The sequence below is a fragment of the Butyrivibrio sp. AE2032 genome, assembly GCF_000702965.1.
On sequence record NZ_JNLF01000004.1, the window covers coordinates 188,721 to 204,565 of the forward strand.

Here is a 15,845-nt window from a genome sequence, read left to right on the forward strand (position 1 = left end):
GAATCAGACATGTTTTTCTTTTGAGTTTGAGGGCTTGTTCTGAGCCATAACTCCTGCAAGCGGATGCGGAACATAAGGTTCCTCGAGATACAGGATTTCATCGTCTGTCAGCTCAAGTTCTGTTGCTCTTACCGCACCTTCGATGTGATGCATTTTCGTCGCACCGACAACGGGGGCAGTTACCTTGGTAAGGAGCCAGGCAAGCGATACTTCAGTCATTGAAACGCCGCGCTTTTCCGCCAGCTCGGCAACACGGGCGATGATGATGTTATCAGTATCGGCTGTTGCATCGTATTTGAATCTGGCATAGCTGTCTTCAGCTGCACGTTTGGTATCACCTTCTCCCGGTCTTCTCGAAAGACGCCCGCTCGCAAGCGCACTGTATGGAGTAAGGGCAATATTCTCTTCGGAACAGTAAGGGACCATCTCTCTTTCCTCTTCACGGAAGATCAGATTGTAATGTCCCTGTACTGAAACGAACTTGCTGAAACCTTCCTTTTCAGCTATCGCATTTGCTTTGGCTATCTGCCATGCAAAGCAGTTCGAAATACCTATATATCGCACCTTTCCTTCTTTTACAATGCTGTTAAGACCGTCAAGGATATCGTATACAGGAGTATTCCAGTCCCACATGTGATAGATATAAAGGTCAACATAATCCATGCCGAGATTGGCAAGACTCGTATTGATCATGTTCCGTACATGCTGCTGTCCCGATATTCCCCTTTCGATCTCATCCGGAGTACGTGGAAGGAATTTTGTAGCAACAACAACATTTTCACGCTCTGCAAGATCTCGGAGTGCCCTTCCTACATACTGCTCACTCGTGCCGCTTTGATAAGCAATGGCCGTATCAAAGAAATTCACGCCGAGATCAAGACCCTTCTTGATGATCTCCCTTGAATGTTCCTCATCAAGAGTCCAGCTGTGCTGCCCTGTTGCAGCTTCGCCAAAGCCCATGCATCCCATGCAGATACGCGAAACATTCAGATCAGATTTACCGAGTTTTGTATATTTCATTTTAAGTGCCCCCTTATGCTTTTATCAGAGAAGTCTCAAAAGACAGTTCTTTGTAATGTCATAGACCGTATGGTAAGTAAAGCCGACATGTGCCTCATCCATAGCCTTACGCTGTTTATCCGTCACTGCCGTATAAGGATAGATACCGAACATAAACGGGAAGAAAACATATACGAAATCACTGATGTCATCTTCACTCTTATCAGGACAGAACTTTTTAAGAAGACTTATCATGATCCTGATAGATTCACCGTAAGCGACCTTGAAAGAGGTCAGGAGTTCAGGTCTGCTGTTCGACTCCATATCGTAGTTATTCATTGCAAGCAGCTTCAGGAGCTGCTCCCTTTTTGATATAGACGAAGCGATCTTATCCGCAAGCTGTTCCCTGCCAAGCTTCTCATTCCCGTTCAGGATGCTCTGAAGATCTTTATTCCAACGGACGTATTCCCTTTCAAAAAGCGCAAGGAATATCTCCTCCTTCGTTTGGAAATAGTTGTATATCGACGTTCTCGTGAAAGAAGTCACATTGCCTATCTCCTTTAAAGTAATGTCCTTGAAGCTCATAGTCTTATAGAGCTTCTCACAGGCATTGACGATCTCCTCTTTTCTCGCAGCAGTCAGTTCCGGTGATCCCTTTGGCATTTCCTTTTCCTCGTTTTCTTCATTCTGACACAGTGTCAGTTTTATTCTAACCACATTCTGACACAGTGTCAAGATAGAGAAACCGAACGATCATCTGGACATAAAAAGAGGCCTCTCTTTCGAGAAAGCCTCTATAACTCAAAAACCTGTTAACCTTTTAAGTCAGGGATAAACCTTCAGTTCTCCTCTACCTTTCCGAAAAGGTTAAGTCTGAAGAGCATTGCCTCATCGTCAGGATCGGAGCAGCTAATCTTGGCATTGCATACGATACCGCCTTCGATGAGCTTCATGATGCCTGTGATCTGGCTGAGCTTGCTCTTGAGGTTGAAACGGTCACCCTCATCTGTAAGAAGGATTACGTCTCCCTTGCACTCGTCAAGTGCCTTCATAAGTGTAGCAACATCAATGTTGTCTAAGTAAAATGCTTTCATATCTATTACCTCCTAAAAAGTATTTTCTGTCCTTTTTCTATCCCCAAAGGCTTTCCCTTTGGACAGCCTAATAGTACACTTACTCCCCATTCCAAACAATGGATTTCTTAAACATATTGCATAACACAAAGGTTCTGCTTTTGTGCATAATGCACAAGAGCAGAACCTCGTTTTTTGTGTTAGATAAATTGTCCAGAAACCCGCAGATTTAATAAATACGGGTATTTCAGGCATTAATCGCTGATGAGTTTTGATGCGTACTTTGTGTTGTCGAATGTTGCGAAGTAATCGTTAAGAGTCTCAGCCCTTCTGATCTCTTCGACGGACCCGTCTTCCTTGAGAAGGAGTTCTGCAGACCAGAGTCTGCCGTTGTAGTTATACCCCATGGCAAAACCGTGTGCACCGGCATCGTGAATGGCAAGATAATCGCCCATTTCGATCTTCGGGAGCATCCTGTCTATGGCAAACTTATCGTTATTCTCACAGAGGGAACCTGTTATATCATACTTGTGATCACAAGGTTCATTCTCCTTGCCGAGAACGGTGATGTGGTGATAAGCGCCGTACATTGCAGGTCTCATAAGGTTAGCTGCGCAAGCGTCAACGCCGATATATTCCTTATAGATATGCTTTTCGTGTATAGCCTTTGTGATGAGCATTCCGTAAGGAGCGAGCATGAATCTTCCCATCTCCGTATAGATGGCGACATCGCCCATGCCTGCAGGAACAAGAACGCGCTCGAACTGTTTTCTTACGCCCTCACCAATGGCCATGATGTCATTCTGGGTATCTTCAGGTCTGTATCCGATACCTACGCCGCCTGAAAGATTAATGAAAGCAAATTCAATGCCGACCTTCTCGGAGATCTCGGCTGCGAGTTCAAAGAGCTGGCCTGCAAGAGTCGGATAATATTCGTTTGTAACAGTGTTACTTGCAAGAAATGCATGGAGTCCGACCTTCTTTACACCATGTGCCTTGAGCTGTGTATAGGCGCTTATGAGCTGCTCCTTTGTCATTCCGTATTTGGAATCACCGGGATTATCCATGATGCCGTTGCTGAGCTTGAATACTCCGCCCGGATTATATCTGCAGCTCATCACCTCGGGAAAAACAGGTCCGAGGATCTGCTCAAGGAAAGGGATGTGAGTGATGTCGTCGATATTGATGATTCCTCCGAGATTTGCGCAGAGAGCATATTCTCTTGCCGGAGTATCGTTCGAGGAAAACATGATGGGACCACCGACGGCGTCTGCCAGGATGAGTTCCGCTTCGGATGAACAGTCAAAACCGAATCCGTAATCGTTGATGATGTCGAGAATGTAGGGATTGGGTGTTGCCTTTACGGCGAAGAATTCGTTAAAGCCCTTATTCCAGGCAAATGCCTCTTTGACGAGCTTGCAGTTCTCTCTTATTCCCTTCTCGTCGTAGATATAAAAAGGGGTGGGATGTGTCCTTGCTATCTCTTCGATCTGACTCTTGGTTACAAACGGTTTTTTCTCCATAACTATACCCTCTAAAAAACAATATGAGGTAAGTTAACATTTTATCGGGCGAAAAACAAGAGATTTGTGCTATATTTACTCTTAATAAAAGGCGGTCATTCCGCGCGGCGTGCACCGTCTGAAATAAGGGAGGAATATCATTATGGACCAGAACAGCATTCCTGAAGAGTATCGTCCGATATCAATGTGGGGTTACTTCGGATATGAGATCTTGTTCTCTATTCCGGTAATCGGCTTCATCTGCCTCATCGTCATGGCATTGGGCGCCAGGAACGTAAACAAGAAGAACTTCGCCAGATCTTACTTCTGCTACACGATCATCGTATGTGTTGTTGCACTGCTGATCTTCGCGATCGCATTCTTTACAGGCGCGATCTCTTCACTTACGGGCAATTAACCCGTCTCGATTACCGTCTCGACTGCAACAATGTCCTCGTCTTTATCGAAATTGCCCGTTATACCGTATCCGGTATTAGGCACGACACTCGAGTAAACACAATCGGCTGCGATCAACACCAGGAGGGTCACTGCTATAGCCAGCAGGACCCTTCTGTTTATCTTGCGTATTAACGAATCCAGGAGCGGGGCAAGGACATAGATAAAGGCTATGGCGCAGATGCCGAATACAAACAATCCCTCGGCGCAGACCCTTCCGTTGATATTAAGGAAATATCCGTCATAATTCCACCATTCGTGACCGAACAGTTTCTCGAGCAGCCAGCCGGTAAAATACTCGACAGTTCCGCAGAGCGTGATCGCCGAGATAAAGAATATAAACGGTCTCTTCCTGAGGCTTGCGAGCAATATGAGAACGATCAGTCCGCCGAACCCGTAGATCGGGAGCCAGGGGCCGTGAAGGACACCCCTGTTTATCAGCCTTCCCTTCATGAGGAAGTAATACAGAAGTTCCCAGGTCCACCCGAAACACGAGAAGATGAAGAACATCATGACAAGTGAAGCCACCGAATAATGTCTCAGATAGTGGATATTCTCAAGAGAAGGGATCTTTCTCTGATCCGGGATCGGTGAAAGCCTTGACGGATAAGATAATCCGTCTGCCTCGTTCTGATATGCCATCATCTTCATCTTGCGGGACTCGCGGTTCTCATATTCGATCTCATCCTTGCTGTTCCAGAGGACTACACCGAAATACTTGGCAAAGAACTTCTCTCTTCTGCTGTCGAGGCCTTCAACTGAATACTCGGGCCTTGCCAGTTCCTCCTTTACATCCGAATATGTATCGAGAAGCGTATTTGTGTCCGCTCTGACAAATAGATATTCATCGTTAAGGATCTCCGTTCCCTTGAGTTTCTTTTCCTTTGAATAATACCTTAACCTTGAATAGAACTCTGAATAGCAGCAGACATAGTAAGGATTTGCATAAACCAGATTGGATATGCCGAGCGTGAAAAAGCCCAGTATAAACCAGCCGGTAAAGCTCATAAACAGGAAAAACAGCTTTCTCTTGTTCCCTTTCATCATCCTCCAGGAAAGAAGCAAAGCCTCAAAGGGTCTGACATCCGGGTTTTCCGCAATGATATAAGGTACCATCGCCAATCCGCAGTGGATCACAGGATAAAGGACCACAGTAGACATTCCGACTATCTCGAAGACGGTCTTAAGTCCCATTACTAAAGATGCTCTCACCCATCGCTTAACCCGGATAAAATAAAGATATCTCGAGAACGGGACTCTTTTATATATCCTGCCTTCAAGGAATATCCTTCGGCTGGCTGCCAGATAAACATTACGGACAAACAGCCATGTGAACGCTGCAAAGAACAATGCCATCAGGAGCATCAGCACCTGGGCTACGTTCCTTGAGCCTACAAACTGCGTAACTATGGAATAGACATTTGAGATTATCGTATCTTCAACAATGTAATTGATGACCTGATTCAGTATTCCCCTCGTCCTTCCGAAGACTTCATTTGTCGCCTCATCAGAGAAAGACTGGTTATACAGCATCTGCTCTACACCCGTATATATTGAATCGGCATCCCCGTCGATCTCCCTGTAAGCATTTTCGATGCGCTCCAGGCCCTTTACGTCTGTAAACTCATTTACCGCGTTGATCGCATCATCGACCACCTGTCTCCTGATACTGATGAGGGTGTCAGACGCAACGAACTCTGTCTGGAGTATAAGCGCAAGAAGACATGCAACGACATACATCAGATAATGATGCTTGAAATTCAACTTTGCATCACGTTTAAGTTCCTTACGTGAAAATGTAAAATTGTCTGTCTCCAAAAATGCCACCTACCCTTATTACGGCATATTCTAACAAAAAAATCTGATGTCTCAAATATTAATATTATAAAAGGCTGCCTCACAAGTGATCGTTGCACTTTTGAGACAGCCTTAAAGCACTAAGCCGGTTTAGCCATCAGCCTTGATGCGGACGGCCTGTTCAGGTTACATGCAGGTGTATCCACCGTCGACAGGGAGATTTACGCCTGTGACATAAGTTGTAGCGGGAGAAGCGAGGAAGCATACTGCTGTGTCGAGCTCGCCGTCGTTGCCGTATCTCTCGAGAGGGATCATAGTCCTTGCATTAGCCTGGAAGAACTCTGAATCAAGAGTCTCCTTTGTAAGAGGGCTGTAGAAATAGCCCGGGCAGATGCTGTTTACTGTAATATTGTACTTACCCCATTCGGAAGCAAGTGCTCTTGTAAGGTTGACTACGCCGCCCTTTGCTGCATGGTAAGGAGATGCGGGAGCAACCTTGTTTCCTACCAAACCGTACATTGAAGCAATATTTATGACTCTGCCGAACTTTGCAGGGATCATAGCCTTCTTCGCGATGGCTCTGGCCATTCTGAAAGAACCGAAGAGGTCGATGTCGATCTCGTTCTGGAACTGTTCGTCAGTGATATCTTCTGCAGGAGCTACAGCGCCCGTCCCTGCATTGTTTACAAGGATGTCGATCCTGCCCATCTTAGCGATGATCTCATCTACGGCAGCATTAACCGCATCTGTATCAGTAATGTCGAGCTTTACTGCAAGTGTCTTTACACCGTATGTCTTTTCGATATCTGCGCAAACCTCGTCGAGCAGATTCTGGCGGCGCGCAATGGCTACGATATCACAGCCCTGATTTGCAAGAGCCTTAGCCATCTGAACACCGAGTCCTGTGGAGCAGCCTGTAATAACAGCAACTCTTCCCGTTAAATCAAAAATGTTAGCCATATCCATTCCACCTCTTTTGATATTTTTGGCCGGAGTCTTTTAACTCCACGAAAATTATACATAACCCAATATGGCCGATTAAATCAGGAACATTTGTCTTTTTCAGCAATTTGGCCTCAATCTGTGCCGTTTCCATTAAGTTTTGCTCTCGTTTGCAAATAAAGCCTTTCGAATGATTTTCAATTCAGTTCCCGGAAGGAGCAATTCCTTACAAAATGTTATAATGTGCTTATCCAAAAAATCAGCAGGAGGATAATCCATATGAAGTTTTTCAAAGGCAAGTGCGGAACTGTTGTAACCAAGCTTTTCGAGACAGAATGCGAAGGGGGGCCTCTTGAAGAACTTATCCCCAATACCACCGATGCCGCAGGCGAGAAGCATGTGCCTGTTATCTCCGTCAACGGACAGGAAGTTACTGTAACCGTAGGTGAAGTCGCTCACCCCATGATGGATGCGCACTATATCACGTTCATAGCTTTGGAGACAGACAAGGGAGCCGTTATCAGACAACTCAAGCCCGGCGAAGAACCCAAAGCCGTTTTCACGATCGGTTCTGATGAGAAGGTCATAGCAGCTTACGAATACTGCAACCTCCACGGGCTCTGGAAGGCAGAGGCCTGATATCCTTAACACCGGTCCGGACCGTTCATGGAGACTAAAACAACAATAGACAACATCAAGCTCTCAAGATTTGAACTTATCTTTTTAATTGCCTCAGCATCAGTCACGATAACATTCGTGTCCTGTTGTTCACCGCTCTTTCCGTTCAACCCGTGGGATGATGTAAACGTCTTCTTCGTGATCGGAAGGGGCATTATCCATGGTCTAGTACCTTACAGGGATCTGTTCGACCATAAAGGTCCGCTTCTGCATTTCATTTATGCATTGGCGGCCCTTATATCCGAACGGTCATTTGCCGGTGTATGGTTAATCGAATGTGCCGCCGCTTCGGTTTACTCGGTATTCTCATGGAAGACCGTAAAACTCTTTACAGATCCCGGGAAGTTCACAATAGCAGTTATGCCGCTTTTCTCCGGCGTTATCTATACGATGTCGATGTTCAACTTCGGCGGCAACTCCGAAGAACTTTGCTTTCCGCTTCTTGCAGTTGCGTTCTATATCGGGCTTAGAGCGGCAGTAAAAGGCAACGGTATACCCGCTGACCGCGACGCGCTCATATGCGGTATCATTTCCGGTGCTCTTTTCTGGATTAAATACACATTCCTGGGATTTATGGCAGGCTTTGTCATCTTCATAATCATAATGGTTATAAGAAAGAAGATGTTCGGCAGGCTCTGGTCACTCATCTGGAGATTCTTTGCAGGCCTAACGTTCTTTACCGCCCCGGTGCTTATCTATTTCATTGCGAACGGAGCTTTGGGCGATCTTTGGGAAGGATATTTCAGGACCAATCTGTTCTATTATCACGGCGGAACAGCGGAAAACATGCCTGTATATCTCAAAGTTTTAAGGACCTTATACTATCCTTGCTCAGGGCTCGTCAAGATGGCTTTGGAATACCCCTCGGCATGCGTCATGATACTGCTGTCACTCATCTCATTCGTGATGATGAACAGATCATACAGAAAAAGAGTATTCCTGTTCTTTTTCCTGACGTTCGCCCTGTCATTGGGATTTGTTTTCTCCCGTAATGTATATGTATATTATTACGGATATCTTCTGTCATATATTTACTGTCTGGCACTTATCCCCTGCATTAAAGGATTGCAGAAGCTCGTAACCGCTTCAAAACAGAATCCGGGATTCATAACCAAAGCTCTTGCTGCAATGCTTGCCATATTATATGTGTTTACAGTCTACATGGGTAAGAACAAATATCTTATGTTCAAACCCAAAGATTTCACCTCTCAATGCAGGATCGCGGAAACGATAAGACAGACACCAGACGCGAAGGTATTGGTATACGGTGTCATCGACTCCGGCTTCTATACGGCTGCCGGGATACTGCCGCAGAACAAATACTTCTGCTACCTCAACATCTGTGATTCCTATCCCTATATCCTTGAAGAACAGAACAGACTGATAGAAGAAGGTTACTTCGACTACATAATCACCTATGCTTTCCCGGAAGAACATTGGGATAACTACGAGAAGATCCAGGAAGAGACTAACCTCTTCATAGACTTCACCTGTGAACCGATCCTTGAAGGATATAATCTTTATAAGAGGATCTGAATCAGACCACCAGTCTCCTGACATATGGATGTACGAGCAGAGGGTTTACCTGAACCTTGACAACATCCCCCTCTTTTACCTGACATTCTGTAACATCTACAGTCATGTGGGATACGCCGATCCTGCCTATGACCGGATTCTGTCTGCCGTTGATCCAAACGCTTAATACAGGATCTGATGAGATCCTTCTCATCAGGTTCTTGACTATGCTGCAAAATGAAAAGTCCATTGTCCCCTTCTGGATCAGTCCGATCCCGCAGCCTGTTCCGACCCTTACTACCGCAAGTGAACTGTCTCTTTTAAGATAAGCTTCTCCACTGTATCCGATATGCTCGCCTTCCTGTCTGTTGTAAACCGAAAACACTTCGGATTCCAGCCATACCGCTTCCTCAAGCCCGCTCTTTACGGATGATTTTCCGAGAAGCGCACTGCCTACCCTTACAGCATCGAAACCGAGAGAACCGAAGGTCAGCGACGCTTTTGAATTTGCGACATGACAGATACCGGTATCAACACCCGTAGCTCTGATACGCTCCAAGGCCGACTTGAATACGCGTATCTGTTTTTCAACGCTCTTTTTGTAATTGCTGTTGCTGCCGGCAAGATGTGTAAAGCACCCTTCGAAAGAGATGAAATCCTCGTAATTCTTAAAATACGGAAGATCATCCGCATTGAAACCGTATCTTCCGAGACCGGAATCGATCTGAATATGTACTCTCGGTCTCTTTCCGGTAAGCTCATGGATATAGAGCAGCTCGGGGATCTGATTCTTATTTCCCAGGGCAATAACGACGTTATGCGTTACCATCATCATCAGTTCGCTGAAATCGGAAATCGGAGTCAGCATAAGGATGTCGGTCTTGCAGCCCTCTCTTCTCAATGCAACGGCTTCGCAGGAAGATGTAACGGCATACATATAGATATCCTCATCTTTTATGATGTTGTAGAGATTGGCGACTCCCAACCCGTAGCCGTTTTCCTTTACGACAGCGATCACCTTCGCTTCTGTCGTTTTCTTAATATATCTCACGTTGTTTACGATAGCCTCCTTCTTTATAACGAGGGTGGCGTTTTTATCAAAACAACAATTGTTATCTGTATTCTCAAAGAAAAGTTCGTCGCACATAAGAGTCACCTCACTTTCTGTATACAGATTAAGGGGGCGAAATTTCAAATCATCTTCATATCAGCATCAAAACGACAACAAGATTGTGAGAAAAAGCAGGCTAAAATGAGGCACGGGAACAACAAAAAACGCCGGAAACCCTTTATCCGGCGCCATTTGCGGCGTTTTTAACAACAGGCAGCGCTTTTATCCTTTTACACGACCTGGAATATGTAAAACTTCAGATAATCGGTCTCAGGCACATTCCAAAGTATGGGGTGGTCAGGAGCCTGTGTTCTTGCTTCTATCTGCCTCAGGCTGACTGCGGCATCTCTCGCCGCAGAAGAAAGCATCTTCCTGAACAACTCATCCGTCATGAAATGCGAGCATGAACAAGTGGCAAGATAACCGCCTCTCGGGAGCAGTTTCATCGCCTTCAGATTTATCTCCTTGTAGCCTCTGCCGGCTGAATCTACGGTATCTCTGGACTTGGTGAATGCGGGCGGATCGAGGATTATGTAATCGTACGAGTGATCCTTCTTCGCAGCCATGTTTGTGAGCAGCTCGAAAACGTCCTCACAGACATAATCAATCCTATCCTCCAGGTTATTTCTTACCGCATTGGCTTTTGCCATTTCGACAGCCTGGGACGATATGTCGACACTGGTTACGTGTCTGGCTCCGTTAGCGGCACAGTTCAGACCGAACGAACCCGTGTGTGTAAAGCAGTCGAGCACATTCTTGTCTTTTGCTATCCTCGCCGCGGCTGTCCTGTTATACTTCTGATCCAGGAAGAATCCCGTCTTCTGACCGTTCTCAACATCAACGGAATACTTTATCCCGTTCTCGGTTATCTCGGTAATGCACGGATAATCCGCTCCGCCATACCATCCCTTGAACAGTTCAAGACCTTCCTTCGTCCTTAAGGCAAGATCATTACGCTCATATATACCCTTAAGCGGTTCTCCGATCTCATCGAAAACATCTCTTAAGGCTTTGTATATTACATCCTTATTCATCTCAAGGCCGAGACATGCGATCTGCGTTACGGCAATGTCACCATATCTGTCACAGGTAAAACCGGGCATCTGATCAGCCTCTCCGTGGATAATCCTGCAGCACTTGAAATCATCACCCTGCATTACAGTCATACGGTACTTGACCGCATAGAGGATGCGTCTGTACCAGAACCTGCCGTCAAAAACATCATTGCTGTTGCGCGAGATAATCCTTACGGCGATCTTCGATCCGGAATTATAGAAACCGGCTCCCTGCCAGCTCGAACCCTCAAAACAGTCAACTATCGAACCGTCAACAAGTTCTCCTTCAGATGACAATATCTCATTCCCGTAAACCCAGGGATGTCCGTTCTTCAAGGACTTCGCAGCCTTTGAAGATATGCTTATCTTTGAATATGGTCTTTCAGATCTCATCCTGCCCCTTCAGATCAAGCCCATTCATCCTGAGACTTAGGCTTTCTGATCATTGAAAGTATAAGCTGTTCTTCAACAAACCACTGGTTTGTCGAGGGCTTGTGACGCATTGTTATATATCTCTTTGAATCTGCACCGGAAGACTTCAGGAAGATCCTCATCCTTCCGTCAATCTCCTGATCAAAACCTTTTTCCGTCTCGATCGTGTAAGGCATGGAGGGCGTGTAATCGTTATCAGGAGATGTTCCGTTGAAAAATGAACGTACCACATAGTCTCCGTCTGCCATCCTGTCAGCAAGGAACTGCTTCTGGAACGGGGTAACCTCATAAGGACCGTTAAGAAAATCCAGCATCTCAAAGGTCTCTTCCTTATTCACCATATAATGCATCATTACGGCTACAAAAAGAGCAGCTCCATATTCAGGCTGATCCAGAGAAGCCTGGGGCATAGCCTTGAGTTCTTCAAGATTACCGGGAAGCTTTTCGAATGTAATGGTCATGGTATTATCCTCCGCATTATCTTTGTCGCAGTCGCGGACCGCTAAAGCACATTATAACATTTAGGCAGAGCATTCGACGAATACAAATGCCCTGCCTAAACCACGGAGGTATAAAAAATATGGATCAAACGGCGCTTGCCTTTTCTGTCGGGATATTGCTGACTGTAACGACGGAATCAAATGTGTCGACGATCCTCTTGACCTTCTCACTGCCCATGCAGTACATCCTGCAGACGTAGTTGACCGATCTGTTCTCGTGGCAGCAAAGTATGACGACACCCGCATTCTCGATGCTTCTGCCCATCATGAAATCGACTTTCTCCCAGAATGAGCCCGCAGGGACCGTACATTCGATGTAACGCGTATCACACGGCAGAAGCCTGATGCCGACACAATCGGCATAGTACTTTCTGATCAGGTCACAGGCTTTGCGGATATAACGCCTGATGGTCCTGTGCGTATAGAAGAGCTTTTCAGCTATAGCCTGCTCCGACAATCTGGAATTAAGATATTTGACAGCAACATCGTATTCGTAGTCCTTCATGTTTTCCGAAGCGTAAGAAAGTGCATTGCGGATGTTAGCCTTGATACTGGCATAAGTCTTGACATACTCCGTATATCCGTTGTCGGCAAGATCCTTGACCACACGGTCGAGCATATAAGGTCTTCTGAAAACGTCTCTTACAGTACAATTAAAACTAATCATAAAAATCCTCCCTTATTCTCAACTCTTATGCTACTATAATAGAACATATGTCCGCTTCTTATGTGGTAATGATAGCACCTGTACACCCGGAAGTAAAGGAAAGAATTATTACATTTTACTACATATTGGGGTTTAACATACTGATTTGCTTCTATTCCCTCTATTTTATATTTGATTTATATAACTATATAGGAATTATAGTTTCCAATTCACAAATTGTTTTTATCTTATTTCGCCGTTAGTACCACTTTCATTTTTCCCTTATGTTAAAATTTGATTATTAATAAAAGATTGAGGGCCTTATGCGGACACATTACCTGATCGAGCTGGCTATTATATCCTTGATCTTGGTAGCACTGATCATTGCTACTGTATTCAAACGGAAAAAATTCCTTGAAAGAACCGCGACCAGCCTTTTCAATTATCTCCTTTCCATTGTTATACCTTTAGCCGGAAATGCATTGGCATTCTTTACCGATTCCATGATGATCGCCAAAGCAGGCTATACCGTCATGCTGTTAGGAGATTGTTTCCTTCTCTATAATCTCATGGTATTTGTAATGGACTATTGCGGATTCCGTTTCAGACGTTCCGCGGTTCAAACGGTAATGGTCGTTGTTCTTGTATTCATTTCGCTTTCCGTATTGGCCAACATCTTTTTAAGTACGCTCTTCACCATAGAACTGAAGACACTCGAAGACGGCAGCACATATTTCGCCATGGAATCAGCGTGGGGCAAGCTTTTGGGATTCTGCCTTATCGAATCCCTGTTCGTTCTCATGATCGCCATACTTATCAATAAGTGTATTCAGATATCCTCGGCATATCACGAGCGGTATATCGTGGTTATGCTCGCGATATTCTCCTGTCTCGGTTTTGAGTTCTTCTCTTTCTCTGACAGACCGACCGACAGAGCTATAATCGGATATATCATCTGCGGACTTCTCCTGTTCATCTTTACGTTCATCTACAAGCCTCTCTTCATCAGAAGAAGACTTGCCGACGTTGTTGTGGAGAATCACACAGACGGCATCATCTTCTACGACACTGACGTCAACGCTCTTTACGCTAATGACAGGGCATATGAGATCCTGCACATCTCATCGGGAAATCCTGACAAATGCACGGATAAACTGATCGAAGTAATGGGCGGAGCCGATCTCGGCACAGACTTTGACATTTCGACCAAATTCAGAGACCAGGGAAAGGACTTTACATATCTGCGTATAACACACCGTCTGATGAAAGACTCCAGGCAGAAAGATGTCGGATCGTTCTTCTCGATCCACGATGATACGGATCAGGTAAATCTCAACGCAAGGAGAAAATATCTTGCGACCCACGACGAACTTACAGGTCTTTCCAACCGTACGAGTTTCGAAGAACAGGTAACAGAGATCATGAGGGCAAATCCCGATGAACCTTATTATCTGCAGGTCTCGGACATCAATGACTTCAAACTCATCAACGATGTCTACGGAAGGGAAAAAGCCGATCAGATACTCATCAAGATAGCCGAAGACCTGAAAGTATTCGCACACCCCGGTTCTGCGATATGCAGATGGAGAGGAGACATCTTCTGTGCTTTCGTTAAGAAGTCCACAGTCGACCTTGAAGCACTGGAGACGCAGATTAAGGAAACATGGAGTTCTTCAGACATAATCAATTCTCAGGTCATCATCCACGTCGGCATCTTCGAGACATCGGCACTCGATAAGGAAGAGAATCTTTCCGTCAGCGCCATGATAGACAGAGCCATGCTCGCCATAGCAGGCATAAAGAATGATTTTAACCGCTGCGTTGCCATCTACGACAACAAGTTAAGAGAAGACAAACTCTGGGAGCAGCAGATAACTGGCGAACTCGGCAAAGCCCTTGCAGAAGATCAGATAATACCGTACCTCCAGCCGCAGTACCGTGCTGACGGACATCTTGAGGGCGGTGAGGTGCTCGTAAGATGGAATCACCCTGTAAAGGGTCTCCTCTCTCCTTTCAAGTTCATCCCGACATTCGAGAAGAACGGCATGATCGCAAGGATAGACCGTCACATCTGGGAATCGGCCTGCAAGATTCTTGCTGACTGGGCCAAAAAGAAAGACGGTCACGAGGGACTCAATCTTTCGATCAACATATCACCTAAAGATTTCTACTTCATGGATATTTATGAGGTCATAACGGGACTTGTGGAAAAATACGGTGTTGAGGCAAAGCACCTTCACCTTGAGATAACCGAATCCTCAGTCATGAATAATGCCGCAGAACACATCAAGACCATCAACAGGCTCCGTGATTACGGATTCACGGTCGAGATGGACGACTTCGGCAGCGGCTATTCATCACTCAACATGCTCAAGGATATGCCTGTAGACGTACTCAAGATAGACATGGTCTTCCTCGGAAAGACATCAGATTATAAAAAGTCCAAGATCATTTTGAACAGCATCGTTGATATGGCCAACAATCTCGATATGCCTCAGATAACCGAAGGCGTTGAGACCCGGGAACAGTTCGACATGCTCAAGGAGATGGGCTGCAAACTGTTCCAGGGCTATTTCTTCTCAAAGCCTGTTCCGCTGGAGGAATTTGAGAAGCTTCCTTTGATCTGGGAATAAATAATCAGTATATCTTTGAGCATACTATTGTGCATTGCAATCAGTTAACCAGAAACATCGCCATTATAGTACAACGTGTATATGGCATCCTTTTGTTCTTCTCCCATTATGGTAACGATAACACTTTCTTCGTTCCAATTAACTTTCCAATTGGATTCGCACATGGCTTTTCCGTCATTGGATAATGAAAAATCAACACTACTGATCTTTTTATTATTGTTATCCTTTAAAACGATCCTGCCGTCTTGAGAGCCAAACGGCCAATCCGGACTGCTTGTAGCCTGCAATTCAACGACATATTGCCCATTGGTCCGGGTATCTTTCGTACGGGGTATATGATCGACTATTTCCAGGAGAACCGGAATAGCTGCAATATGAAGTATTATTACTGCCAAGGTGATCAAAAACCCTATAAGACATCCGTGAGATTTTGGTTTTGATCCATTAACACATACATCTGTTTGATTATCCATACTTAACCTTTTTCCGGTTTAAAATATCTCGCA

15 protein-coding genes are annotated in these 15,845 nt (G+C 45.2%); 4 read left to right on the plus strand and 11 right to left on the minus strand.

All coding sequences use genetic code 11. The features are described from left to right. Nucleotides 1–3: 3 nt before the first annotated feature. The 4 genes from BO18_RS14980 to BO18_RS14995 form a co-directional block, all read right to left on the minus strand. On the minus strand, nucleotides 4–1,020 hold the full coding sequence (locus BO18_RS14980; RefSeq protein WP_034447610.1) for an aldo/keto reductase: 1,017 nt from the start codon (nucleotides 1,018–1,020) through the stop codon (nucleotides 4–6). A gap of 24 nt (nucleotides 1,021–1,044) precedes the next feature. After that, nucleotides 1,045–1,662: a TetR family transcriptional regulator gene (locus tag BO18_RS14985; RefSeq protein ID WP_034447612.1), complete on the minus strand. Its 618-nt coding sequence runs from the start codon at nucleotides 1,660–1,662 to the stop codon at nucleotides 1,045–1,047. A gap of 176 nt (nucleotides 1,663–1,838) precedes the next feature. Continuing rightward, nucleotides 1,839–2,093, minus strand: a complete 255-nt coding sequence (locus BO18_RS14990) for a hypothetical protein (protein WP_034447614.1) — start codon at nucleotides 2,091–2,093, stop codon at nucleotides 1,839–1,841. Between the two features lie 233 nt (nucleotides 2,094–2,326). Further along, nucleotides 2,327–3,595, minus strand: coding sequence for a diaminopimelate decarboxylase (locus BO18_RS14995; protein ID WP_034447616.1), 1,269 nt, complete (start codon nucleotides 3,593–3,595; stop codon nucleotides 2,327–2,329). A 142-nt stretch (nucleotides 3,596–3,737) separates the two neighbouring features. Here BO18_RS14995 and BO18_RS15000 point away from each other — a divergent pair, with 142 nt between their 5' ends. Beyond that, a complete protein-coding gene (locus tag BO18_RS15000; protein WP_034447619.1) occupies nucleotides 3,738–3,992 on the plus strand; it encodes a hypothetical protein in 255 nt (84 codons plus the stop codon). Here the strand turns inward: BO18_RS15000 and BO18_RS15005 are convergent. Both BO18_RS15005 and BO18_RS15010 read right to left on the minus strand, forming a co-directional pair. Next, on the minus strand, nucleotides 3,989–5,848 hold the full coding sequence (locus tag BO18_RS15005) for a DUF975 family protein (RefSeq protein ID WP_051688806.1): 1,860 nt from the start codon (nucleotides 5,846–5,848) through the stop codon (nucleotides 3,989–3,991). The two genes, BO18_RS15000 and BO18_RS15005, sit on opposite strands and share 4 nt — an antisense overlap. A gap of 165 nt (nucleotides 5,849–6,013) precedes the next feature. Next, nucleotides 6,014–6,787 carry an SDR family oxidoreductase gene (locus BO18_RS15010; RefSeq protein ID WP_330379552.1) on the minus strand — a complete coding sequence of 258 codons (774 nt, stop codon included), beginning with the start codon at nucleotides 6,785–6,787 and terminating at the stop codon, nucleotides 6,014–6,016. A 261-nt stretch (nucleotides 6,788–7,048) separates the two neighbouring features. On the opposite strand from BO18_RS15010, the gene BO18_RS15015 reads away from it, so the two are divergent. Together BO18_RS15015 and BO18_RS15020 are read left to right on the plus strand one after the other, a co-directional pair. Beyond that, nucleotides 7,049–7,408 (plus strand): desulfoferrodoxin family protein, encoded by a 360-nt coding sequence (locus tag BO18_RS15015; protein ID WP_034447623.1) that lies wholly within the window; start codon nucleotides 7,049–7,051, stop codon nucleotides 7,406–7,408. Between the two features lie 27 nt (nucleotides 7,409–7,435). After that, a complete protein-coding gene (locus BO18_RS15020; protein ID WP_034447625.1) occupies nucleotides 7,436–8,983 on the plus strand; it encodes a glycosyltransferase family 39 protein in 1,548 nt (515 codons plus the stop codon). Between the two features lies 1 nt (nucleotide 8,984). Here BO18_RS15020 and BO18_RS15025 read toward each other — a convergent pair whose 3' ends face one another. From BO18_RS15025 to BO18_RS15040, 4 genes are all read right to left on the minus strand, one after another. After that, on the minus strand, nucleotides 8,985–10,109 hold the full coding sequence (locus BO18_RS15025) for an alanine racemase (protein ID WP_034447626.1): 1,125 nt from the start codon (nucleotides 10,107–10,109) through the stop codon (nucleotides 8,985–8,987). Nucleotides 10,110–10,303: 194 nt separating this feature from the next. Further along, a complete protein-coding gene (locus BO18_RS15030; RefSeq protein WP_034447627.1) occupies nucleotides 10,304–11,521 on the minus strand; it encodes a class I SAM-dependent rRNA methyltransferase in 1,218 nt (405 codons plus the stop codon). Between the two features lie 14 nt (nucleotides 11,522–11,535). After that, complete coding sequence (locus tag BO18_RS15035) at nucleotides 11,536–12,021, minus strand: DUF6935 domain-containing protein (RefSeq protein WP_034447629.1); 486 nt, start codon at nucleotides 12,019–12,021, stop codon at nucleotides 11,536–11,538. 124 nt (nucleotides 12,022–12,145) lie between these two features. Further along, nucleotides 12,146–12,727 (minus strand): hypothetical protein, encoded by a 582-nt coding sequence (locus BO18_RS15040; RefSeq protein WP_034447631.1) that lies wholly within the window; start codon nucleotides 12,725–12,727, stop codon nucleotides 12,146–12,148. Between the two features lie 302 nt (nucleotides 12,728–13,029). Here BO18_RS15040 and BO18_RS32900 point away from each other — a divergent pair, with 302 nt between their 5' ends. After that, nucleotides 13,030–15,339 carry a GGDEF and EAL domain-containing protein gene (locus BO18_RS32900; RefSeq protein WP_051688807.1) on the plus strand — a complete coding sequence of 770 codons (2,310 nt, stop codon included), beginning with the start codon at nucleotides 13,030–13,032 and terminating at the stop codon, nucleotides 15,337–15,339. A 44-nt stretch (nucleotides 15,340–15,383) separates the two neighbouring features. Here the strand turns inward: BO18_RS32900 and BO18_RS15050 are convergent, their stop codons facing one another. Further along, entirely contained in the window at nucleotides 15,384–15,812 is a 429-nt protein-coding gene (locus tag BO18_RS15050) for a hypothetical protein (RefSeq protein ID WP_034447633.1), read from the minus strand. Between the last annotated feature and the right edge of the window lie 33 nt (nucleotides 15,813–15,845).

What these genes read in the sequence shown, in the direction of transcription:
- BO18_RS14985 (WP_034447612.1), bottom strand. Translation starts at nt 1,662, where the DNA reads ATGCCAAAGGGATCACCGGAACTGACTGCTGCGAGAAAAGAGGAGATC.
- BO18_RS15010 (WP_330379552.1), bottom strand. Translation starts at nt 6,787, where the DNA reads ATGGCTAACATTTTTGATTTAACGGGAAGAGTTGCTGTTATTACAGGC.
- BO18_RS15035 (WP_034447629.1), bottom strand. Translation starts at nt 12,021, where the DNA reads ATGACCATTACATTCGAAAAGCTTCCCGGTAATCTTGAAGAACTCAAG.
- BO18_RS15040 (WP_034447631.1), bottom strand. Translation starts at nt 12,727, where the DNA reads ATGATTAGTTTTAATTGTACTGTAAGAGACGTTTTCAGAAGACCTTAT.
- BO18_RS15025 (WP_034447626.1), bottom strand. Translation starts at nt 10,109, where the DNA reads ATGTGCGACGAACTTTTCTTTGAGAATACAGATAACAATTGTTGTTTT.
- BO18_RS15015 (WP_034447623.1), top strand. Translation starts at nt 7,049, where the DNA reads ATGAAGTTTTTCAAAGGCAAGTGCGGAACTGTTGTAACCAAGCTTTTC.
- BO18_RS14995 (WP_034447616.1), bottom strand. Translation starts at nt 3,595, where the DNA reads ATGGAGAAAAAACCGTTTGTAACCAAGAGTCAGATCGAAGAGATAGCA.
- BO18_RS14990 (WP_034447614.1), bottom strand. Translation starts at nt 2,093, where the DNA reads ATGAAAGCATTTTACTTAGACAACATTGATGTTGCTACACTTATGAAG.
- BO18_RS15030 (WP_034447627.1), bottom strand. Translation starts at nt 11,521, where the DNA reads ATGAGATCTGAAAGACCATATTCAAAGATAAGCATATCTTCAAAGGCT.
- BO18_RS32900 (WP_051688807.1), top strand. Translation starts at nt 13,030, where the DNA reads ATGCGGACACATTACCTGATCGAGCTGGCTATTATATCCTTGATCTTG.
- BO18_RS15000 (WP_034447619.1), top strand. Translation starts at nt 3,738, where the DNA reads ATGGACCAGAACAGCATTCCTGAAGAGTATCGTCCGATATCAATGTGG.
- BO18_RS14980 (WP_034447610.1), bottom strand. Translation starts at nt 1,020, where the DNA reads ATGAAATATACAAAACTCGGTAAATCTGATCTGAATGTTTCGCGTATC.
- BO18_RS15020 (WP_034447625.1), top strand. Translation starts at nt 7,436, where the DNA reads ATGGAGACTAAAACAACAATAGACAACATCAAGCTCTCAAGATTTGAA.
- BO18_RS15050 (WP_034447633.1), bottom strand. Translation starts at nt 15,812, where the DNA reads ATGGATAATCAAACAGATGTATGTGTTAATGGATCAAAACCAAAATCT.